The sequence below is a fragment of the Paragemmobacter amnigenus genome, assembly GCF_009908265.2.
Taxonomy (GTDB): domain Bacteria; phylum Pseudomonadota; class Alphaproteobacteria; order Rhodobacterales; family Rhodobacteraceae; genus Paragemmobacter; species Paragemmobacter amnigenus.
The window spans coordinates 1-20,862 of the sequence record NZ_JAAATX020000003.1 but is presented as its reverse complement, the minus strand read 5'-3'; the positions used below and the strand labels follow the sequence as shown (position 1 = coordinate 20,862).

22 protein-coding genes and 1 pseudogene are annotated in these 20,862 nt (G+C 69.1%); 12 read left to right on the top strand and 11 right to left on the bottom strand.

Going from position 1 to position 20,862, the window contains the following annotated elements; translation table 11 throughout:
* Positions 1-7: 7 nt before the first annotated feature.
* The 4 genes from GU927_RS04355 to GU927_RS04340 all read left to right on the top strand — a co-directional run bounded on the left by GU927_RS04355 (position 8) and on the right by GU927_RS04340 (position 3,110).
* Entirely contained in the window at positions 8-319 is a 312-nt protein-coding gene (locus tag GU927_RS04355) for a hypothetical protein (protein WP_161761150.1), read from the top strand.
* Positions 320-328: 9 nt separating this feature from the next.
* On the top strand, positions 329-1,615 hold the full coding sequence (glcF, locus tag GU927_RS04350) for a glycolate oxidase subunit GlcF (RefSeq protein ID WP_161761149.1): 1,287 nt from the start codon (positions 329-331) through the stop codon (positions 1,613-1,615).
* A gap of 89 nt (positions 1,616-1,704) precedes the next feature.
* Positions 1,705-2,496, top strand: a complete 792-nt coding sequence (locus GU927_RS04345) for a trypsin-like serine peptidase (protein WP_161761148.1) — start codon at positions 1,705-1,707, stop codon at positions 2,494-2,496.
* A 137-nt stretch (positions 2,497-2,633) separates the two neighbouring features.
* The gene (locus GU927_RS04340) at positions 2,634-3,110 is read left to right on the top strand and encodes an Hsp20 family protein (RefSeq protein ID WP_161761147.1); all 477 of its coding nucleotides are present in this window, start codon (positions 2,634-2,636) and stop codon (positions 3,108-3,110) included.
* Positions 3,111-3,190: 80 nt separating this feature from the next.
* On the opposite strand, the gene GU927_RS04335 is transcribed toward GU927_RS04340, so the two are convergent.
* Together GU927_RS04335 and GU927_RS04330 are read right to left on the bottom strand one after the other, a co-directional pair.
* On the bottom strand, positions 3,191-3,697 hold the full coding sequence (locus GU927_RS04335; protein WP_161761146.1) for a peptidoglycan-binding protein: 507 nt from the start codon (positions 3,695-3,697) through the stop codon (positions 3,191-3,193).
* Positions 3,698-4,227: 530 nt separating this feature from the next.
* A complete protein-coding gene (locus GU927_RS04330) occupies positions 4,228-5,706 on the bottom strand; it encodes an NAD-dependent succinate-semialdehyde dehydrogenase (protein ID WP_161761145.1) in 1,479 nt (492 codons plus the stop codon).
* Between the two features lie 120 nt (positions 5,707-5,826).
* On the opposite strand from GU927_RS04330, the gene GU927_RS04325 reads away from it, so the two are divergent.
* Positions 5,827-6,636 (top strand): alpha/beta hydrolase, encoded by an 810-nt coding sequence (locus GU927_RS04325; protein ID WP_161761144.1) that lies wholly within the window; start codon positions 5,827-5,829, stop codon positions 6,634-6,636.
* Between the two features lie 156 nt (positions 6,637-6,792).
* Here GU927_RS04325 and GU927_RS04320 read toward each other — a convergent pair whose 3' ends face one another.
* From GU927_RS04320 to ubiA, 3 genes are all read right to left on the bottom strand, one after another.
* Complete coding sequence (locus GU927_RS04320; protein ID WP_161761143.1) at positions 6,793-7,122, bottom strand: hypothetical protein; 330 nt, start codon at positions 7,120-7,122, stop codon at positions 6,793-6,795.
* Between the two features lie 23 nt (positions 7,123-7,145).
* Positions 7,146-9,683 (bottom strand): OmpA family protein, encoded by a 2,538-nt coding sequence (locus tag GU927_RS04315; protein ID WP_161761142.1) that lies wholly within the window; start codon positions 9,681-9,683, stop codon positions 7,146-7,148.
* Between the two features lie 107 nt (positions 9,684-9,790).
* Positions 9,791-10,768, bottom strand: coding sequence for a 4-hydroxybenzoate octaprenyltransferase (ubiA, locus tag GU927_RS04310; RefSeq protein WP_161761141.1), 978 nt, complete (start codon positions 10,766-10,768; stop codon positions 9,791-9,793).
* Between the two features lie 9 nt (positions 10,769-10,777).
* Here ubiA and GU927_RS04305 point away from each other — a divergent pair, with 9 nt between their 5' ends.
* The 3 genes from GU927_RS04305 (at position 10,778) to GU927_RS04295 (ending at position 13,480) form a co-directional block, all read left to right on the top strand.
* Positions 10,778-11,503, top strand: coding sequence for a 16S rRNA (uracil(1498)-N(3))-methyltransferase (locus GU927_RS04305; RefSeq protein ID WP_161761443.1), 726 nt, complete (start codon positions 10,778-10,780; stop codon positions 11,501-11,503).
* Complete coding sequence (locus GU927_RS04300; RefSeq protein ID WP_161761140.1) at positions 11,473-12,042, top strand: hypothetical protein; 570 nt, start codon at positions 11,473-11,475, stop codon at positions 12,040-12,042. The genes GU927_RS04305 and GU927_RS04300 overlap by 31 nt, the downstream gene beginning before the upstream one ends.
* Before the next feature lie 91 nt (positions 12,043-12,133).
* Positions 12,134-13,480 carry a glutamate--cysteine ligase gene (locus GU927_RS04295; protein WP_161761139.1) on the top strand — a complete coding sequence of 449 codons (1,347 nt, stop codon included), beginning with the start codon at positions 12,134-12,136 and terminating at the stop codon, positions 13,478-13,480.
* Between the two features lie 92 nt (positions 13,481-13,572).
* Here the strand turns inward: GU927_RS04295 and GU927_RS04290 are convergent, their stop codons facing one another.
* The 6 genes from GU927_RS04290 to GU927_RS04265 all read right to left on the bottom strand — a co-directional run bounded on the left by GU927_RS04290 (position 13,573) and on the right by GU927_RS04265 (position 17,953).
* A complete protein-coding gene (locus GU927_RS04290) occupies positions 13,573-13,938 on the bottom strand; it encodes a DUF805 domain-containing protein (RefSeq protein ID WP_161761138.1) in 366 nt (121 codons plus the stop codon).
* Between the two features lie 156 nt (positions 13,939-14,094).
* Complete coding sequence (plsY, locus tag GU927_RS04285) at positions 14,095-14,721, bottom strand: glycerol-3-phosphate 1-O-acyltransferase PlsY (protein ID WP_394357657.1); 627 nt, start codon at positions 14,719-14,721, stop codon at positions 14,095-14,097.
* Positions 14,718-15,989: a dihydroorotase gene (gene pyrC, locus GU927_RS04280; protein WP_161761137.1), complete on the bottom strand. Its 1,272-nt coding sequence runs from the start codon at positions 15,987-15,989 to the stop codon at positions 14,718-14,720. The genes plsY and pyrC overlap by 4 nt, the downstream gene beginning before the upstream one ends.
* Complete coding sequence (locus GU927_RS04275) at positions 15,986-16,369, bottom strand: hypothetical protein (RefSeq protein WP_161761136.1); 384 nt, start codon at positions 16,367-16,369, stop codon at positions 15,986-15,988. The genes pyrC and GU927_RS04275 overlap by 4 nt, the downstream gene beginning before the upstream one ends.
* Before the next feature lie 112 nt (positions 16,370-16,481).
* Positions 16,482-16,994, bottom strand: a complete 513-nt coding sequence (locus GU927_RS04270) for a hypothetical protein (protein WP_161761135.1) — start codon at positions 16,992-16,994, stop codon at positions 16,482-16,484.
* A complete protein-coding gene (locus GU927_RS04265; protein ID WP_161761134.1) occupies positions 16,991-17,953 on the bottom strand; it encodes an aspartate carbamoyltransferase catalytic subunit in 963 nt (320 codons plus the stop codon). The genes GU927_RS04270 and GU927_RS04265 overlap by 4 nt, the downstream gene beginning before the upstream one ends.
* A gap of 322 nt (positions 17,954-18,275) precedes the next feature.
* On the opposite strand from GU927_RS04265, the gene GU927_RS04260 reads away from it, so the two are divergent.
* The 4 genes and pseudogenes from GU927_RS04260 to GU927_RS04245 form a co-directional block, all read left to right on the top strand.
* A complete protein-coding gene (locus GU927_RS04260) occupies positions 18,276-19,133 on the top strand; it encodes a uracil-DNA glycosylase (protein WP_161761133.1) in 858 nt (285 codons plus the stop codon).
* The gene (locus GU927_RS04255; protein ID WP_161761132.1) at positions 19,133-19,762 is read left to right on the top strand and encodes a LysE family translocator; all 630 of its coding nucleotides are present in this window, start codon (positions 19,133-19,135) and stop codon (positions 19,760-19,762) included. The genes GU927_RS04260 and GU927_RS04255 overlap by 1 nt, the downstream gene beginning before the upstream one ends.
* Positions 19,763-19,767: 5 nt before the next feature.
* A complete protein-coding gene (gene moaB / locus GU927_RS04250) occupies positions 19,768-20,310 on the top strand; it encodes a molybdenum cofactor biosynthesis protein B (RefSeq protein ID WP_161761131.1) in 543 nt (180 codons plus the stop codon).
* 145 nt (positions 20,311-20,455) lie between these two features.
* Positions 20,456-20,862: pseudogene (locus tag GU927_RS04245) on the top strand (efflux RND transporter periplasmic adaptor subunit); the annotation flags it as partial.

The window sequence follows — 20,862 nt, the reverse complement described above, 5'->3', positions numbered from 1 at the left end:
GGCAAAGGTGGCGTTGATCTTTCTTGCATATCCGCTGGCGGTCTATGTGTCGCTTTGCCTGTTGCCTCCGGCGCGGGCGGGGATCGGGATCGCGCTGGCGGCCGCCGCCCTCGGGGTGGTCTGGCTGACCAGTGATCCGGCCGCGGACGAGGGTTTCTCGCGGCTGATGGTGATACTGGGGGCCGCGCCCGTGGCCTTGGCCGCGCTGGCGCAGGGGCTGCGACGGCTGCTGCCGGTCGGGGCGGGCCGCTGGGCCTGGCCTGCTCTGGCTGCGGGTCTGGCCATGTCGGCGCTGGCCCTGTTCATGATGCTGCTCTGAGGGGATCCGATGCAGACGTTCTTTACCGACGAGCAGTTGAAGGTTCCCGCGCTGGCGCGGTCGAACGAGATCTTGCGGTCCTGCGTGCATTGCGGGTTCTGCACGGCGACCTGCCCCACCTATCAGGTGCTGGGGGACGAGCTGGACAGCCCGAGGGGGCGCATCTACCTGATCAAGGAGATGCTGGAAAGCGGGCGCGCGGCGGATGCGCGGACGGTGAAGCATCTGGATCGCTGCCTGTCCTGCCTGTCCTGCATGACGACCTGCCCGTCGGGTGTGCATTACATGCATCTGATCGACCATGCCCGCGCGCATGTCGAGGCGACCTATCGGCGGCCCCTGACGGACCGCGCCCTGCGGTTTGTGCTGGCGAAGGTGCTGCCCTATCCGATACGGTTCCGCATCGCCATCGCGCTGGCGAAGATGGGCAGGCCCTTTGCGCGGCTGATCCCCGATGCGCGGGTGCAGGCGATGCTGGACATGGTGCCCAAGCGCGTGCCGCCCGTCAGTCGCAATGACGATCCGCAGAGCTTTGCCCCCGAGGGCACGCGGAAGATGCGGGTGGCGCTGATGACGGGTTGCGCGCAGAAGGCGCTGAATACGGACATCAACGATGCCACCATCCGCCTCTTGCGGCGGCTGGGTTGCGAGGTGGTTGTGCCCAAGGGCATGGGCTGCTGCGGGGCGCTGACCCATCACATGGGGCGCGAGGGCGAGGCGCATGGCTTTGCGGCGGCCAATATCCGCGCCTTCGTGGCCGAGATGGATGGCGAGGGGCTGGATGCTATCGTCATCAATACCAGCGGTTGCGGGACGACGGTGAAGGATTACGGGCATATGTTCCGCAACGATCCCGTCGCGGCGGATGCGGCGCGGGTCGCGGGGCTGGCCTGCGACATTTCCGAACTCCTGCAGCGGATCGGCCTGCCCGAGGGCGCGGCCAAGGGGATGCGCGTCGCCTATCACGCGGCCTGTTCGTTGCAGCACGGCCAGCAGATCAAGACCGCGCCGAAGGACCTGCTCAGGCGCGTGGGGTTCGAGGTGGTGGAACCTGCCGACAGCCATCTGTGCTGCGGGTCGGCGGGGACGTACAACCTGCTCCAGCCCGAGATTTCGCGCGAGTTGAAGGCGCGCAAGGTGCGGACGCTGGAGGCGAAGGCGCCGGATGTGATTTCCGCGGGCAATATCGGCTGCATGATGCAGATCGGGTCGGGGACGGGCGTGCCGGTCGTGCATACGGTGGAACTCTTGGACTGGGCGACGGGGGGGCCGACGCCCGCGGCGCTGGCGTCGTAGGACGGGCAATATTGCCCATCCTGCGGGGGCGTGCCAAACTTATGCCGGAAAGAGGGGTTAACCGGAGCTGCCCCTGAACGGATATCCCCATGCGTCTGGCTGTCCTTTTCCTGTCGCTTCTTGCCGCCCCGGCCTTGGCCGAGGGGCCGTCGATCCGGTCGCTCCAGACGCAGGATCAAGGCAAGGGGTGGGAGGCCGTGGGGCGGATCGAGCTGGGGGATCGGGGGTTCTGCACGGGGTCGCTCATCGCGGATGATCTGGTGCTGACGGCGGCGCATTGCCTGTATGACAAGGAAACGGGCGCACGGCTGGAGGCGGGAGAGCTCCGCTTTCTGGCGGGCTGGCGCAACGGGCGGGCGGAAGCCTATCGCAACGTGACGCAGGCGCTGGCGCATCCGGCCTATGTCTTTGCGCCCGGCGAGGATCTGGCGAATGTGGGCAGCGATCTGGCGCTGTTGCGGCTGGACCAGCCGATCCGCCTGCCGCAGGTGGTGCCCTTTGTTCCCGACTGGTCGCCCGGGATGGGGGCCGAGGTGGGGATTGTGTCCTATGCCATGGACCGGTCCGAGGCGCCGTCGCTGCAAGAGGTCTGCGGGATCATGGCGCAGCGGTCGAACCTGATGGTTCTGGGCTGTGCGGTGGAATTCGGGGCAAGCGGCGCGCCGGTCTTTGCCATGACGGACGGGGTGGTGCGGATCGTCTCCGTCGTCTCGGCCAAGGCGCAGGTGGAGGGGAAGGCGGTGGCGCTGGCCGTGCCGCTGATGGAGCCGCTGGCCGCGCTGCGCGATGCGATGGCGGCCGATGCGCCCCGCGAGACGCCGGGGGTGCGGGTCCTGTCGGGCTCGTCCGGAGGGGCGAAGTTCGTGAAGGTCGCGCCCTGACCCCTGCTTGGGTCTTGAAAGCCCGCGCCGCCTTTCCCAGATCAGGGAGGTGCCGGTGCCCAGTCGGGGCCGGTGCGTTTCCTGCCCGTCCGGACCGGAGGGCATTAACCATAGCATCGCTCGATGGAGGATGACCCATGCGGAACCTTGATTTCGCCCCGCTTTACCGTGCAACCGTCGGTTTCGACCGGATTGCCGACCTGATGGATCGCGTGCTGACCAGCGACGTCGCACAGCCGACCTATCCGCCCTACAACATCGAAAAGACCGCCGAGGATGCCTATCGCATCTCGATCGCCGTTGCCGGATTCACGCCGGATGAGCTGGGTGTCGAGGTGAAGGATGGCACCCTGCTGGTGACCGCGCGCAAGGCGCCGGAGGATGGGGCAAAGACCTATCTGCATCGTGGCATTGCCACCCGCGCCTTCGAACGCCGCTTCGCGCTGGCGGACCATGTCCGCGTGACGGGGGCCGCGCATGAGCACGGGATGCTGCATATCGATCTGGTGCGCGAGACGCCCGAGGCGCTGAAGCCCCGCCGGATCGAGATCGCCTCCGCCGCGCCCAAGGCCGCGCCGGTGCTGGAGGCGAAGGCGCAGGACGCGACGCACTGACGGTTTCGGTCTTGATGGAATGACAGAAGGGGCGCCCTGCCAGGCGCCCCTTCTTCCATGACGGCCCTTGGGGACGGGGATCAGTAGATCAGGCTGTCATAGACCGTGTAGGCGCCCGAGGCGCTGTCGATGCGGGCGTTCAGCCCGCGGTCGGCGGCGTAGGCGGCCACGGCGCGATAGGTGGCCGGTCCGAAGACCCCGTCGATGGAGCCGGAGTAATAGCCCGCGCGGGCCAGTTCGCGCTGGATCGCGCGGCGTTCGGTGGGGCTGTAGCTCTTGAACGCCTGTGCGGCGGCCGAGGTCGAGAGGCCATGCTGAGCGGGCGGCGCGTAATAGGCGGGTTCGCGCGGGGGAACGTAGTATTGCGGCTGGGGGGCCACGTAGCGCGGCTGCTGCGTGACATAGCGCGGCTGGGCTGCGGCGCGGTTGTTCATGCTTTGCAGGACGCTGCCCACGATGACGGTGGCGGCGACGCCCTTGAGGAAGTCCCGCTCGCGCTGGCCGGCCTGCACGGGGGCGGCGGCGGTGGCGGCGATGGAGAGGGCCGCGATGGCGGCGGTGGTCGCGGTGCGGATGGTGGGCAGCATTGCATCGGTCCTTTCGGGTTGCAGCGTCGTTCGGCGTGATGCCTTGGGACCGATGTGGCAGCCCGCGCCGTGCTAGGCAAAAGCGCGGGGTTGTTATGGGATAGCGGGGCTGACCATGGGACTAGGCCATGGGTTTAGGGGCGCGGAAAAGGCTTTGGTCGCAAGGAGATGGCGGAACCGCCCGCGTCAAATGAAGGGGACGAGGGGGACGCCGCCGCAGGCGGTGAGGGTGGCGAGGGCTGCGAGGAGGAGGGTGGTTCGTTTCAGCATGACGCAAGATGTCCGGTTTGTGCCGGAACAACCGTCGCATGATTGCAGGCAAGTTCAAGGGGTGGCGTGCAACGGTAGGGTGGTGGCCGTCACGCCGGGGTGGCTGCACGGACCCCGTGCGGCCGCCCCGGGGGGGCGGGACGGCCGCCGCCCGTGGCTTTGGCCACGGGCGATGGTCTGCCGTTGCGCTCTGGTTCCGGAATGGAAAACGCGCCCGCAGCGGGGGCCACGGGCGCGCTTCGTGACGGTGTCGGGGGGCGTCAGACGCTCAGGCAGATGTATTTCATCTCCAGATAGTCCTCCATCCCGTGGCGCGAGCCTTCGCGGCCAAGGCCGGACTGTTTGACCCCGCCGAAGGGCGCGACCTCGGTCGAGATGAGGCCCGTGTTCACGCCGACCATGCCGTATTCCAGCGCCTCTTGCACGCGGGTGATGCGGCCGATGTCGCGGGCGTAGAAATAGGAGGCAAGGCCGAAGATTGTGGCATTGGCCAGCGCGATCACTTCTTCTTCCGTCTCGAACTTGAAGAGGGGCGCGAGGGGGCCGAAGGTTTCCTCGTTCGTCACCAGCATGTCGGTGGTGACGCCCGTCATGATCGTGGGTTCGAAGAACGACCCGCCCAGCGCGTGGCGCTTGCCGCCGGTTTCGATGCGCGCGCCCTTGGCCAGCGCGTCGGCGATATGTTCCTCGACCTTGGCGACCGCCTTGTCGTTGATGAGCGGGCCGAAGGTCACGTCTTCGGACAGGCCATCGCCCACCTTGGTCTTTGCCACCGCCTCGGCCAGTTTCTTGGCGAAGGCGTCATAGACGCCCGCCTGCACATAGATGCGGTTGGCGCAGACGCAGGTCTGGCCGTTGTTGCGGAATTTGGACACCATGGCACCGGCCACGGCGGCATCCAGATCGGCGTCGTCGAAGACGATGAAGGGCGCGTTGCCGCCCAGTTCCATCGAGCATTTCATCACCTGATCCGCCGCCTGACGCAGCAGGATGCGGCCCACTTCGGTGGACCCCGTGAAGGTCAGTTTCCGCACGGCGTGGTTTTCGCAGAATTCCTTGCCGATGTCGGAGGAGCGGATGGAGGTGATGACCGAGAAGATGCCTGCAGGCAGCCCCGCGCGTTCGCCCAGCACGGCCATGGCCAGCGCCGAGAGCGGCGTTTCCGCGGCAGGGCGCGCGACGAAGCCGCAGCCTGCGGCCAGCGCCGGGCCGACCTTGCGCGCGATCATCGCGTTGGGGAAGTTCCACGGGGTGATGGAGCCGACGACACCGATGGGCTGCTTGATCACCGTGATGCGCTTGTCGCGCTGGTGGCCGGGGATGGTTTCGCCATAGACGCGCTTGGCCTCTTCGGCGAACCATTCGATGAAGGAGGCGCCATAGGCGACCTCGCCCTTCGCCTCGGCCAGCGGCTTGCCCATTTCGGCGGTCAGGATTTTGCCCAGATCGTCCTGATTGGCCATCATCAGGTCGAACCATTTGCGCAGGACGGCGGCGCGTTCCTTGCCGGTGCGGGCGGCCCAGTCCTTCATCGCCACTTCGGCGGCGGCGATGGCGCGGGCGGTTTCGGCGCGGCCAAGGTTGGGGAGCGTGCAGATCACGTCGCCGCGGGCGGGGTTCGTCACCTCGAAGGTGGTGCCATCGTCGGCGTCGATCCATTGGCCGGCGACATAGGCCTTGGTTGCCAGAAGCGTCGGGTCCTTCAGGAGCGACGCGAGATTGGTGACGGAATCGAGCATGTGGGCCTCCGGGAAAACGGGTTAAGGATGGATGCATCCGCGAGGGGGTTCTTGTCCAGTTCCGGCAGGGCAGATTCCGGCTGCGGCGGAAGAATTTTGATCAAATCGGGGTAGTTTCTAATGGCGGCAGGGCGGGAATGGCGCAACGCGACGGATCGGGCCTATGCCAACGGGGCCTTCATCGCGGGGGCGGAGGGGTTCCCGCCGCGATGGGAGGCGGCTGCGGCGGCGTTCCGCGAGTCGCTGGGGCCACGGGCGCGGCTGGGGCTGGCCTATGGCGGCGGGGAGCGCCAACGGTTCGACCTGTTCCTGCCCGAAGGGGCGGCGCGGGGACTGCTGGTCTTTGTGCATGGCGGCTATTGGATGGCCTTCGGGCGCGGGACGTGGTCGCATCTGGCGGGAGGCGCGGTGGCGCGGGGATGGGCCTGTGCGGTGCCGTCCTACACGCTGGCCCCTGAGGCGCGGATTTCGGCGATCACGGCGGAAATCGCGCGGGCCTGTGCGGCGGCGGCCGAGGCGGTGCCGGATGTGCCCGTGGTGGTGACGGGCCATTCGGCGGGGGGGCATCTGGCGGCGCGGATGGCCTGTGCGGATATGGCGGTGCCGCGCCTGCGGCGGGTGGTGCCGGTGTCACCCTTGGCCGAGTTGGCCCCGTTGATGGAGACGGAGATGCAGGATGCGCTGCGGCTGGATCCGGCGGAGTGTGCGGCGGAAAGCCCCGCGCGGTTGGCGCGGCGCGAGGGGGTGGGGTGCCATGTCTGGGTGGGCGGGCAGGAGCGGCCTGCCTTCCTGTGGCAGGCGCGGGTGCTGTCGGAGGAATGGGATTCTCCGTGGACCGTTGAGGCGGGGCGGCACCATTTCGATGTGGTCGAGGGTCTGGCAGAGGCGGGGTCTGGTCTGGTGGAGGCCTGTCTGGGCGGGTTGGGGTGAGGCGGGGTGAGGCGGGACAAGAAATCGTCCAGCGGACGATTTCCCCGCCGAACGCGCGGCCCGTGGCCGCGCCGGGAGTGTCGTGCGCGGCCCGTGGCATGGGCCATGGGCCGACACTTGCCGTTGCGCGAGGGCATGGGGGGCGAGACCGCCCCGTCAGTTCGCGGCGTGCATCCGTTCGATATAGGCGCGCATCTCTTCGGCCTCGTGGCGCGCGTCGCGCAGGCCTTCCATGGCGGCGCGCAACTCGGCCTCGGTCTGGGCGATCTGGTTCATCAGTTCCGCCTCGCGCTCTTCCAGATAGATCAGGGCCTGATCGCGGGTCTCCTCGGCCTCGTGCAGGGCCTGGGCGAGGTTGTCCATCTCGGACACGTCGCCGCCCGCGACGCGGGTGAAGCGGTGCAGAAGCCAGTAGGTGAACCAACCCAGCGCGAAGGCCAGAAGCAGGATGATCGCGGTGGCGGTGATGAATTCCTGACGGTTCATGGCCCTGAGTCGGTAAGGATGCGCTAGCCGTTATTCGCGGGGCGGCGCTGCGGACGCAAGGTCTTTTCCTGCGGCGCGATGGACGGGCTGGTGTCGGAGGAGAAATCGGGGCCGTCCGTTGCCGTCGTACCGCTGGTGGCGGGGGCGGCGGTGGCCGCTGCGGGTGCGCCGATCAGGGTGAATTCGATCCGCCGGTTCGATTCGCGGCCCTCTTCGCTGTCATTGTCGGCGATGGGCTTGTCCTCGCCATAGCCTGTGGCCTTGAGCGTGGAGACATCCACCCCGCGTTCGGCCAGCGCGACGAGCACTGCCTTGGCACGGTCTTCGGAAAGGGTGGTGTTGTTGCGCGAGGTGCCCTGGCTGTCGGTATGGCCTGCGACCTCGATCGGGGTGCCGGGGCATTGTTTCAAGAGGGCGGCGAGAGCGTCGATCAGGCCGGAGGAGCCGGAGGCGATATCGTCCGAGCCGGGGTCGAAGGTGATCTTGTCGCCCTTGAGCAGATCGGTGATCCGGCCGATGCAGGCCGCCCCGTCGGCGGGAGCGGCGGGTGCGGCGAGGGTGGTGCCGGACCCTGCGGCCGGAGTGGCGGCGGCATCCGCAGGGGCCACGGCCGTGGCCGTGCCGGAAGCGGCCGTCGCGGCAGGTGCGCCGATCAGGGTGAATTCGATCCGGCGGTTTGCCTCGCGCCCTTCCTCGGTTTCGTTGTCGGCGATGGGGCGGGTTTCGCCATAGCCCACGGCGCGCATCAGGGATACCTCGACCCTGCGACCCTGCAGGGCGAGCAGCACCGCCTCGGCCCGTGCCTGCGAGAGGGCGCGGTTGCCCTCTTCCGAGCCCTGCGCGTCGGTATGGCCGGAAATTTCCAGCGGCAGCGCGGTGCATTCGTTCAGCGCATCCGCGATGCGGGTCATCAGCTGGCTGGTGGCTGCGTCGATTTCCGCCGAGCCGGGGGGGAAGGTGATCTTCTGTTCGGCAAGGATCGCATCGAGCGTGGCAAGGCATTCCTCGGGCGTGGGCAGGGCGGCGAGGGGATCGAGCGCCTCGTCATAGCGGACGGCGACCTTGAAGGTCTGGCCCTGTCCCAGCTTGTCCGACAGGATCTGGCTGATCCGGCCGCGCGCGTTCTGCGATCCGGTTGTGCCCGAGATTTCCACCGTATCCTCGCGCACCAGAAGCGCGCCTTCGTCGAGCTGCGCCAGCGCCTCGAGTCCGGCCAAGACGCGGACGGGCCAACCGTCGGGCAGTTCGGGGTCGAGGCGGGTGGCGTTGTAGACCTTGCCCACGCCGAAATAGGCCTTGGAGAAGCTGTCGACGGCGGCGCGCTGCATGTCGTCGGTGATGCGGCCGCGCAGTTCGACCTTGCCTTCGGCAGAGAGGCGGGCAGTGAATTCCGCAGGGCCGGCGGCGGCCGAGGCCGCAGAGCGGGTCAGGATGGCGTCGAGCGAGAAGACGGGCGGGAGCGCGGCCTTGAGTTCGCCCACCGCGCGGTCGAAGGCGGCCTGATCGGTGCCTTCGGCGGCGATGAACGAGATATCGGCATCCGAAAAGGTGATCGTGCCCGCGCCGATTGCGGCCACGGCACGGATGCCGGCCTCGACCGCTTCGGCCCAGCGGGGGGTGGGGACACCCAGACCGACGGTGCAGCCAGCCTTGCCTTCGACCCCTGCGGCCACGGCAGCCGCAAGGATGCGGTTCCGGGCGGTATCGGTATCGGCCGAGCAGGCGTCGAAGCGCGCGCCTTCGGCATCCTTGACGAAACGCAGGGTGAAGGGGGTCAGCACGGGGCGCGGGGCCGAAATGTCGATGGCGACCGCAAGGCCCTGCGGGCGCAGGCGGGACAGTTCGGATTCAAGGCTGCGCTTTTCGGCCTCGCCCGTGGCGATGGCGGTGACGGTGACGCGGTCGGCGGCGACGGAAATCTTCGAGCGCGGCAGCAGTTTCAGCGCGGCAAGGCCGAAGTCGAAGGCCGGTTGCCATGCGGCCGGGGGCGTGTAGGCGGCGGTCTCCAGCATGTCGGCCACGGGGATGGTGGCGCCGCCTTGCCCTTCGGTGGCTAGGGTTTGGGCGAGTGTGGTGAGCGCGGTCTCGTCCGTGCCCTCGGGCAGAAGGCCGATGAGCTGGATGCCATCGTCATTGCGAAGCATCTCGACCGAGAAGCGGGGGGCTTCGATCTGGCGGACGGGGGTGACGTCAAGCTCGTCACGGACGCGGCCGCTGTCGATCACCGATCCGGCAAGGTTGACGGCGCGGAAGCGGGCGGCCTCGTTCGGGGCGGTGCCGCGCAGGGTGACCAGCATCCCGTCGGCGGCGGGTTCGACCCAGGTGATGCCGGCATTGGCCAGAACGTAGTTCACGGCCTTGAGCGAGCGGCGTTCGATCACCTGCACGGCGGTCCAGGCGATGAAGACGGCAAGACAGCCCGCGGCGGTGAAGGCCAGCAGCATCAGCGCGCCGTTCGGCAGGCGCGGACCCGCCGGTCCGCCCGTCCCGCCGCCCGTGCGGAAGGGCAGGCGCAGTGCGGGCAGGCGAAGGGCAGGCAGGTGCAGCGTGGGCAGACGCATTCTGGGGCTTTCGTCGTTGCAGTCCGTACATGGCCGGGCGGGCGGGGGGAATCCCGCGCCCGTGCCATGCGCCCCAGCCTCTTACGGCCCGGTGGGGCAGGGATCAATCAAACCAGCGCCGCTGCGGCAAGAAACAGCGCAGCAATCAGCCCCGCGTCGCGGTTGGAGCGGAAGAGGCGGAGGCAATTGGCGGGATCGTCGATGTCGAGGCGGCGCATCTGCCAGAGCATGTGCCAGCCCATCGCCCATGTGCCCGCCAGCCCGATCAGCAGCGGCAGGGGATTTTCCAGCGGCAGAAGGGCCGCGATCACGGCGGCGGCCATCAGCGTGACGGTGGCGACGAGGAAGCCCGCAAGCCAGCGCGCGGTGTTGCGCCCGAAGAGCCGCGCGGTGGAGCGCACGCCGATCAGGGCGTCGTCCTCCTTGTCCTGATGGGCGTAGATCGTGTCGTAGAAGAGCGTCCAGACAAAACCCGCCGCATAGAGGAAGACCGGCGCAGCTGTCAGGCTGCCGGAATGCGCGGCCCAGAGGAGCAGCGCGCCCCAGTTGAAGGCAAGGCCGAGAAAGGCCTGCGGCCACCATGTGAATCGTTTGGCAAAGGGGTAGAGCGCGACCAGCGCCAGCGAGCCCACGCCCAAGGCGATGGCAAGCGGGTGGTAGGTGAACAGGATCAGCGCGGCGATGAGCGCCTGTGTCACCATCCAGACCAGCGCCTGCCTGACCGTGACCTGACCCGAGGGGATGGGGCGCGAACGGGTGCGCGCCACTGCAGCGTCGAAGTCGCGGTCAGTGATGTCGTTCCATGTGCAGCCCGCGCCCCGCATCAGGAAGGCCCCCAGCGCCGAGGACGTGGCCAGCCACAGGTCCAGCAGGGTGAAGCCGCCCGTCGCGGCGGCGGCCAGCGCGATGGCCCAGAGGCAGGGGATGAGCAGGAGCCACGTCCCTATGGGCCGGTCGGCCCGCGACAGGCGCAGATAGGGCCGCGTGGCGGCGGGGGCGAGCGTGTCGACCCAGTTGCCGCGCGGGGCGTCCGCGACGGTGCCCGAGGCGGGCGGTGCCTCTGGAATTCGGGGCGCTTGGGTCATAGGGTGCCGATCATGGAAGCGAAGGTTCGACTGTATGTAGATCAGCCGCTTGCCCCGGGGCAAGCCGTGGCCCTGACCGCCGATCAGGCGCATTACCTGTTTTCGGTGATGCGTCTTGGCAAGGGCGCGCCTGTCGCGCTGTTCAACGGGCGCGACGGGGAATGGCGGGCCGAAGTGGCCGAGGCGGGCAAGCGCGGCGGCGTGCTGGTCTGTGACGTGCAGACGCGGGCGCTGTTGATGCCGCCGGACCTGTGGCTGCTCTTCGCGCCGATCAAGAAGGCGCGGACCGATTTCATCGTGGAAAAGGCGGTGGAGATGGGGGCGCGGCGGATCGTGCCGGTCCAGACGCGCCACACCAATTCCGAGCGCATCCGGCAGGACCGGCTGCAGGCCCATGCAGTGGAGGCGGCCGAGCAATGCGGCGGCACCTTCGTGCCCGAGGTGGCCGATCTGATGGCGCTGGACCGGTTGCTGGTGGGCTGGCCCGCGGGGCGGCGCATCCTGTGGTGCGACGAGTCGCTGGTGGGCGCGCAGGCGGGGCTTTCCGGCGCGGAGGCGGGGCCTTGGGCCATCCTGATCGGACCCGAGGGCGGGTTTTCGGAGGGCGAGAAGGCGAAGTTGCGGGCGATGCCTGCGGTGCTGCCCGTCAGCCTTGGGCCGCGCATCCTGCGGGCGGATACTGCGGCGGTGGCGGCGCTGGCGCTGTGGCAGGCGAGCTTGGGGGATTGGCGGTGATCCGCGAGGGCGCGCGGGCGGCGCTGTGGCGGGGCCGCGAGGGGATCGCGGCGGGGCTGGTCGCGGCTCTGGGCCTCTGGGTCGCGGCGCAGGGGGGCTATCTGCTGGTTCCCGTGGGCCTGTGCATCGCTGCGGTGGGGGCGGGGCTTGGCGTGCAGGCGTGGCGGCGGCTGCGCTTTGCCCAAGGGGCCGACGCGCCGGGGATCGTCGAGGTGGACGAGGGGCAAATTTCCTACATGGGGCCCGAGCTTGGCGGTTTCGTCAGCGGGCCGGAACTGGTGGAGCTGCGGCTAGTCACCCTGCGGGGGCGGCGGTTGTGGCGGATGAAGCAGGCGGACGGTCAGGCGCTGCTGGTCCCCGTCGATGCGGCGGGGGCCGAGGCGCTGTTCGATGTCTTTGCCGCGCTGCCGGGGATGGATGTCGCCGCGCTGCTGGCCGCGCTGGAGCCGCAGGGGGCCGCAACGGGGCGCGCGGTGGCCTTGGGCGGGGCGGTGCAGGTGATCTGGCGGCGTGCGGGGCGGGGCGTTTCGGCTGTATGACCGCCGTCCGGACGGTTTCGGCCCCTTGACTTGACCGTGCAGTCAAAGCACGAGTCGTGGCCTTGACGAACGTGAACCGGAGCCCCTTGCGATGTCCATTCCCCAGTCCGGCGGCGGGCCGATCGAGAGCTTCGACCAGCTTGCGGCCTTCATGGAATCCGGCTGCAAGCCCAAGTCCGACTGGCGCATCGGGACCGAGCACGAGAAGTTCGGCTATCTGACCGACAGCCGCCAGCCCCTGCCCTATGCCGGAGAGCGGTCGATCAGCGCGCTTTTCGCGGGACTGGAATCGCGGTTCGGATGGGCGCCCGTGCGCGAGGGTGGCAATGTCATCGGGATGACGCGGAACGGGGCGAATATCAGCCTTGAACCGGGCGGGCAGTTCGAATTGTCGGGGGCGGTGGTCGCCGACCTGAAGGCGGGCGAGGCCGAGCTTTACAACCATCTGGACGAGGTGCGCCGTCTGGCCGAGCCGCTGGGCATCGGGTTCATGGGGATCGGGGCCGCGCCGGAATGGAGCCATGCCGAGATGCCGGTGATGCCCAAGGGGCGCTACCGGCTGATGACCGATTACATGGGCCGCGTGGGCACGCATGGCACGCAGATGATGTACCGCACCTGCACGGTGCAGGTGAATCTGGACTATGCGTCCGAAGCGGACATGGTGAAGAAGATGCGGGTGGCGCTGGCGTTGCAGCCTGTTGCGACGGCGCTCTTTGCCTCGTCGCCCTTCTTCGAGGGCAAGGTGAACGGGCACCGGTCGTGGCGGTCGCGGATCTGGCGCGATCTGGATGCCAGCCGGACGGGGATGCTGCCCTTCGCCTTCGAGGACGGGTTCGGCTTCCAGCGCTATGTCGACTGGGTTCTGGATGTGCCGATGTATTTCGTCTATCGGGACGGCAAGTATATCAATGCCTTGGGCCAGTCCTTCCGCGATTTCCTGAAGGGCGAGCTGCCCGCGCTGCCCGGCGAGAAGCCGACGCTTTCGGACTGGGCGGACCATATGACGACCGTTTTCCCCGAGGCCCGCGTGAAGCGCTATATCGAGATGCGCGGGGCCGATTGCGGGGATGCCGCGCATATCCAGGCGCTGCCTGCGTTCTGGGTCGGGCTGATGTATGACCAGACGGTGCTGGATGCGGCATGGGATCTGGTCAAGGGTCTGGATGCCGAGACGCGCGAGGGGCTGCGGGTCGCGGCCTCGGTCGAGGGGATGGCGGGGCGTGCGGGGGGGGTGCGGATTTCCGACCTTGCGCGGGCTGCCGTGGCGCTGTCGCAGGCGGGGCTGGCGGGGCGGGGACTGGGCGAGGAGCGCTATCTCGCGCCGCTGGTCGAGACGGTGGAGACCGGTGTCACGCAGGCCGATCGCTGGCTGTCGCTGTATCGCGGCGAATGGGGCGGGGAGCTGGGCCGCATCTACGAGGCGGCGAGTCTGTAAGGGCCGCCGGTTGTACCGCAGGCTGTGCAGACAGCTGTACATACGCCGCGCACGGGCGGGTAAGGCGGGGTAAACCCCGCCCTACGCGTTGGTCAGGCGGCCAGCGGGTCGGGACCGAAGCGGTTGGAACCCGTGGTCCCGCGCGAGGCGAAGAAGACGATCAGCACGATCAGCCCGACCAGAGGCACCAGCCCGATCAGCAGCCACCAGCCCGAGCGGTCGGTGTCATGCAGGCGCCGCGCGCCGACGGCGAGCGAGGGCAGCAGCGTCGCGAGCGACCAGATCATGCCGAGCAGACCGCCGCCCATGCCCTGCCCATGGCCGGGGGCGAGGATGTTCAGGAGGATGCTGACGATCAGGTTGAACAGCACGAACCACCAGTATTCCGACCGCTGCGCGCGGCCTTCGAAGGTGGCGTATTTCGAGAAGACGGCCTTGACGGCCTCGATCATGTTCATTCCGGTTCCCTCTGTTCCATTGTTGGCCTGCCCTTCCGAATATGGGGGAAGGCGGCGGTAGCAGGGTGAATCACCTTGCCGCAGAGATCAACCGTCGAGTGAGGGCGCAGGCCGCCGCCCATCCGCGGCGTGCGGCGCAAAGGGGAGGATGGGCGCTCAGACGCCCTTTTTCCGGCCGATCCGCGGTTCGGTGCCGTCGCGCAGGCGGCGGATATTCGCGGCGTGGCGGACCCAGACGAGGATGGCCAGAAGCAGCGTCAGAAGGACCGCATCGGAATGGTCGAGAAAGGCCAGATAGCCGGGCGTCAGGGCCGCGGCGGCAAGGGCCGAGGCCGAGGAGATGCGGGTGATGGCCGCCGTGACGGCCCATGTGGCGCAGGCGATCAGGCCCACGGGCCAGACCAGCGCCAGAAGGATGCCGAGGAAGGTGGCAACGCCCTTGCCGCCCTTGAACCCCAGCCAGACGGGGTAGAGGTGGCCGAGGAAGGAGGCGAGCGCGGCGACCTGTGCCGCATCCTCGCCCAGCGTGGCGCGGGCGATGAGGACGGCGATGCCGCCCTTGCCTGCGTCGAGGATCAGGGTGGCGGCGGCGGCGGGTTTGTTGCCCGTCCGCAGGACGTTGGTCGCGCCGATATTGCCCGACCCGATCTGCCGCAAATCGCCAAGGCCCATGGCGCGGGTGATGACCACGCCGAAGGGGATGGAGCCCAGAAGATAGGCCAGCGCGGCCACGAGGGCGAGCATCAGGGGCGGCGAGGTGAATTCGGGCAGGAAGATCGTCATGCGCTGTGGACCTGTGTTCCGTTCACGAAGGTGGCGAGGACCTTACCTTCCATCCGCTGCCCGTCAAACGGGGTGTTCTTGGATTTCGAGCGCAGCTTGAAGCGGTCCATCAGGAAGGGCGCATCGGGATCGAAGAGGACGAGGTCGGCGGGGGCGCCTTGGGCCAAGCGGCCCTGCGGCAGGCCGAGGCGTTTCGCGGGGTTGGTGGAGAGGGCGCGGAAGAGGGTGGGCAGGTCGATATGGCCTGCATGGTAAAGGCGCATCGCGGCGGGGAGGAGGGTTTCCAGCGCGACCGCGCCTGCGGCGGCGTCCTCGAAGGGCAGGCGTTTGGATTCCTCGTCGGCGGGGGTGTGCATTGAGGAGATGCAGTCGATGGTGCCGTTGGCGACGGCTTCGACCATGGCGAGGCGGTCTTCCTCGGAGCGGAGCGGCGGGGTCAGCTTGAAGAAGGTGCGGTAATCGCCGAGGTCGATCTCGTTCAGCGTGAGGTGGTGGATGGAGGTGCCGGCGGTGACGTCGAGGCCTGCGGATTTGGCGCTTTGGAGGGCGGGGAGGCTGCGGGCGGTGGTGATCTGGTCGGCGTGGTAGCGCACGCCGGTCATTTCGACGAGGGCGAGGTCGCGTTCCAGCCCCATGCGTTCGGCGATGGGCGACACGGCGGGCAGGCCGCGCAGCGAGGCGAATTTGCCGGAGGTGGCGGCGGCGCCTTTGGAGAGGCCGGGGTCTTGCGGGTGGCCGATCACGAGGGCACCTAAGGAGCGGGCATAGGTGAAGGCGCGGGAGAGCACCTTGGCGTCCTGTGTCACGGCGAAGGCATCGGTGAAGGCGATGGCGCCCGCGTCGAGGAGGAAGCCGATTTCCGTCATCTCGCGCCCTTCGCGGCCCTTGGTCAGGGCGGCCATGTGGCGGATGCGGACGGGCGACGCCTCGGCCGCGCGGCGGGTGACGAATTCCAGCGTTTCGGGCGTGTCGATGGCGGGGGCGGTGTCGGGGCGGGCGATGAGGGTGGTGACGCCGCCTGCCGCCGCCGCGAGGCCCGCGGAGCGGAAGGATTCGCGGTGGCGTTCGCCGGGTTCGCCGATCTTGACGCCGATGTCCACGATGCCGGGGGCGAGGTGGTGGTTGCCGCAGTCGATCTCTGTTGCGGCTTTTGGCTTTGGCCCGTTGATGGCGGCGATGACGCCTTTGGCCAGCGTGACGGAGCCTTGGGTGATGGTGCCTGCCTCGGGGTCGATGAGGCGGGCGTTGGTCAGGTGCAGCGTGGTCATGTGCGGGGTCCGGTATGGATCGCGCGCGCGGCGGCGGCGGGATCGGGGAGGTAGCGGATGAGGTGCTTGTCGCCCGTGGTGGTGACGATCTGCACCGCGCCGAGGAAGGGGCGGACGAGGGCGATCTGCGCGCGGGGGATGGAACGGCCTGCGGGGCCGGTGAGGTGGGTGGGGGTCAGCGTCCACACCTCGGCCATGGCTTCGGATTTGACATAGGCGGCGCGGATGGCAATGGCGAGGAGCGCCGCGACGGGCCCCACCCAAGGGTCGGGATTGCCGAGCAGGATCAGGACGATCCCGGCAGCGACGCCGCCCACGAGGGCCATGATGGCATGGGCGCGCCAGTAGGTGGCGGGGTCGGGGCGGAAGTCGACCGTCATGCCGTCACCACGAAGAGGATGGTGAAGAGGGCGAGGAAGATGAGGACCAGCGCCGCGACCTTGCCGCCTGCGCGCATCTCGTCCTTGGTGGGTTTGCGGTCGGGATCGGGGGTCATGCGGGGCGCTTTCGGGGGGTGCGCATCAGGTCGCGGAGGGTGGCCGCGTCTTCGGGCGACAGGATCACGCTGCCGCCGAAGGTGCCGAAGCGGATGACGCCGCCGATGCCGCGGCGCGGGGCGGTGGCGCCGTGGTCGAAGCTGCGGAGGCGGCGGCGGGGCCAGTCGGAGACGCGGATCAGGCGGCGGTCGGTCAGCAGGATCGCACCCTGCGCGCGGCCCGAGGTCAGGGCGCGGCGTTCCAGCATGTCGAAGCACTGGAAGGCGGTCAGGATCAGGGCGGTGGGCGGCAGCAGGCGGTAGAGGAAGCCGCAGCCCGCCTGACCGGGGGCCGTGGCGCAGAAGGCGGCCTCGGACTGGAGGATCCAGAGCGAGGCGGTGACATAGGCGGTCAGCGCGAGGAGGAGGGCGGTGAGGAGGGGGGAGGAGGTGAGGTTGAAGCCGATCCGCCCCTGCCAGAGCAGGGTTTCGCCGGGGTGGAGGATATCGGCGAAGGGGGTGGGGGTCACACCATCTCTCCGGCGATCTTGCGGCCGCGTTCGGCGCGCAGGTTGCGGGCCAGAAGGTCCATGCAGGCCATGCGGACGGCGACGCCCATTTCGACCTGGTCCTGGATCACCGAACGGTTGATGTCGTCGGCAAGGTCGCCGTCGATTTCCACGCCGCGGTTCATGGGGCCGGGATGCATGACGATGGCATCGGGCTTGGCGTGCGAGAGCTTGTCGGCGTCCAGCCCGTAGCGGTGGTAGTATTCGCGTTCGGACGGGATGAAGCCGCCGTCCATGCGTTCCTTCTGCAGCCGGAGCATCATGACGACATCCGCGCCTTCGAGGCCCTTTTTCATGTCGTCATAGACCTCGACCCCGAATTCCCCGATGCCTGCGGGCATGAGCGTCGGCGGGCCGATCAGGCGGATGCGGTTTTCCATCTTGCCCAGAAGGATGAGGTTCGACCGCGCGACGCGGGAATGGGCGATGTCGCCGCAGATGGCGACGGTCAGGCGCTGGATGCGGCCCTTGGCGCGGCGGATGGTCAGCGCGTCGAGCAGCGCCTGCGTGGGGTGTTCGTGGCGGCCGTCGCCCGCGTTCAGGACGGCGCAGTTGACCTTGGAGGCGAGCAGGTTGACCGCACCCGATGCGCCGTGGCGGACGACCAGAAGGTCGGGGTGCATGGCGTTCAGCGTCATGGCGGTGTCGATCAGCGTCTCGCCCTTTTTCACCGAGGACTGGGCGACGGACATGTTCATCACATCCGCGCCGAGCCGTTTGCCCGCGAGTTCGAAGCTGGCCTGCGTGCGGGTGGAGTTTTCGAAGAACATGTTGATCTGCGTCATGCCCGCAAGCACGTCGGACTGTTTCACGGTCCGGCGGTTGAGGTCGACATAGCGGTCGGCAAGGTCGAGGACGGTGGTGATTTCCAGCGGTGCCAGATGTTCGATGCCGAGGAGGTGGCGGGCGCGGAAGGTCATCGGGTTCCTCCTTCGGGGTTTGGAGGGCTTGTAGCGGGGGGCGGGGGTTCGGGCAAGCGGCGGGGTGGGGGCTTGCGCGCGTCTCTGGGTGCGAGGGCGCGCGAAAGGCTCCTGTGGAGCGTTTCGCGTGACCGCCGGTAGGGGCGCGCATGATCCGCCGGGGCGGGCGCCCGTGGCGCACGACCCGAGGGGGCGGGTCGTGCGCGGCCCGTGGCTTGGGGCCACGGGCCTGACCTGACCGTTGCGTGGGGGAAAAGGGAAGGGCGACCCGCGCGCAAATTGCCTGTGGCACGGGGTTGCCCTGCGGCCTAGTTTGGCGGGTATGGGAATCGCGTTCGACACTTCGACCCCCGAGGGATGGCAGGCCGCGCTGGCGGCGTTGCAGTGGCAGGTCGAGATGGGGCTGGCCGAGGTGATCGGCGAGGAGCCGGTCAACGCCTATGACCTGCCCGAGCGGGCGGCATGGCAGGGGGTGGCGCAGGTTGCCCCTGCGGGGGCCGAGCCGCAGCGGGGGGCGCGGGCCGAACCTGCGCCCTATGTCCCCCAGATCAGCGCGGCAGAGCGGGCGGCGGCCATGGCCGATGCCGCCGTGGCCGAGGCGGTGGCGCGGGCGGCGGGGGCGGGCACGCTCGAGGCGCTGCGCGAGGCGATGGCGGGCTACGAGCATTGCGAATTGAAGCGCGGGGCGCGCAACCTTGTCTTTGCCGACGGGCGGGCGGGCGCGCGGGTTCTGGTTCTGGGCGAGGCGCCGGGGCGGGACGAGGATCTGGAGGGGCGACCCTTCGTGGGCGCGGCGGGGCAGCTTCTGGACCGGATGTTCGCGGCGATCGGGCTGTCGCGGGAAAGCCCCGATCTGGAGCGCGCACTTTACATCACCAATGTCATGCCGTGGCGGCCGCCGGGGAACCGTGACCCCTCGCCCGAGGAGATCGCGATGATGCGGCCCTTCGTGGAGCGGCATATCGAACTGGCCGCGCCCGAGGTGATCGTCCTGATGGGCAATACGCCCTGTTCGGCGCTGCTGGGGGCGAAGGGCATCCTGCGGTTGCGGGGGACGTGGGCGCAGGCGCTGGGGCGGCCCGTGATGCCGATGACGCATCCGGCCTATCTGCTGCGCAATCCGGCGGCCAAGCGCGAGGCCTGGGCGGACCTCTTGGAGATCAGGGCGAGGCTCGGGTGATGTTTCCGGTCGATCCTTGGGTCCTTCTGGCGTTCATCCCTGCGGGGCTGGCGCTGAACCTGACGCCGGGGGCGGACATGATGTTCACGCTGGCGCAGGGGTTGAAGGGCGGGCCGCGGGCGGGGATGGCGGCCAATGCGGGGATCGCCGTGGGGGGTATGGTCCATACGGTGATCGCGGGGCTGGGGCTGGGGGCGCTGGTCGCGGCGCATCCGGTGGCCTTCGACGTGATCCGCTGGGGCGGCGTGGCCTATCTTTTGTGGCTGGCGGTGCAGTCGCTGCGCGCGGGGCCGATGGCGGCGCGGGGGGATGTGGCGGCGCGGTCGCTGGGGCGGGTGTTCGTCGACGGGTTGATGGTGAACCTGCTGAACCCGAAGGTGATCCTGTTCATCCTGGCTTTCCTGCCGCAGTTCGTAGACCCGTCGCGCGCGGTGCTGCCGCAGTTCCTTGTGCTGGGGCTGGTGTTTTCGCTGGGCGGGTTCGTGGTGAATGGCGTGGTGGCGGTCTTTGCGGGCGGGGCGGGGCAGCGGCTGGCGGGATCGGCGGTCTTTGCGCGCTGGCTGGGGCGCGTGGGCGCGGTGATCTTTGCGGGGCTGGCGGTGCGGCTGGCGCTGATGTCGAAGGGGTGAGGCAGATGGGGCGGATCGACGAGACGAAGGACTTCATCCCGGTCAGGGTCGCGGTGCTGACGGTCAGCGATACGCGGACGGCGGCAGAGGACAGGTCGGGGGATACGCTGGTGGAGCGGTTGACGGCGGCGGGGCATGTGCTGGCCGCCCGCGGGATCGTGCGGGACGAACGGGCCGAGATCGCGGCGCGGCTGCGGGCGTGGATCGCAGACCCGGAGGTGGACGTGATCCTGACCACGGGGGGCACGGGGCTGACGGGGCGGGACGTGACGGTGGAGGCGCATCGCGACGTCTACGAAAAAGAGATCGAGGCCTTCGGGACAGTGTTCACCATCGTGTCGATGCAGAAGATCGGGACGAGTGCGGTGCAATCGCGGGCCTGTGGCGGCGTGGCGGGGGGGACGTATCTTTTCGCGCTGCCGGGCAGTCCGGGGGCCTGCCGGGATGCGTGGGACGAGATACTGGTGTGGCAGCTGGATTACCGGCACCGGCCCTGCAATTTCGTGGAGATCTTCCCGCGGCTGGAAGAGCACAAGCGGCGGAAGTAGCGGGGGCGGCGGTCCGGTCGGCGCGCAGGGGCGGGGCGGTCGCCACCCTCTCGATATGCTCTGGCGCGGTTTCACGCAGCCGTCATTGGCGGACGGGCCGCGCAGGGCTAGGTTTGGTGCAGCCTTGCGGGCGGAAGGAGTCTTGATGCGGTTTTTCGGGCGCGCGATGGGCGGGCTGTTCCTTGCGGCCCTGACGCTGGCGCTGCTGGCGGCGGCGGTCTGGGTGATCGTGGCGGCGCTGCAGGCGCGGATGGCGGGTGGCGGTCCGGCGATGCCCGCGGAAGAGCGCGTCATCTCGGCCAATGTCGTCACCGTCACGGCGGGCCGCGTGGTGCCCGAACTGGTCGCCTATGGCGAGGTGCGGGCGGTGCGGCGGCTGGAGCTGCGCGCGCCGGTGGGGGGGCGTGTGGCGGAGCTGTCGCCCGGTTTTGCCGACGGGGCCGAGGTGGCGGCGGGCGAGGTGCTGGTCCGTCTGGACCCTGCCGAGGCGACGGCGGCGCGCGATCTGGCGGCGGCGGCGCTGGCCGAGGCCGAGGCGGGCGCGCGCGAGGC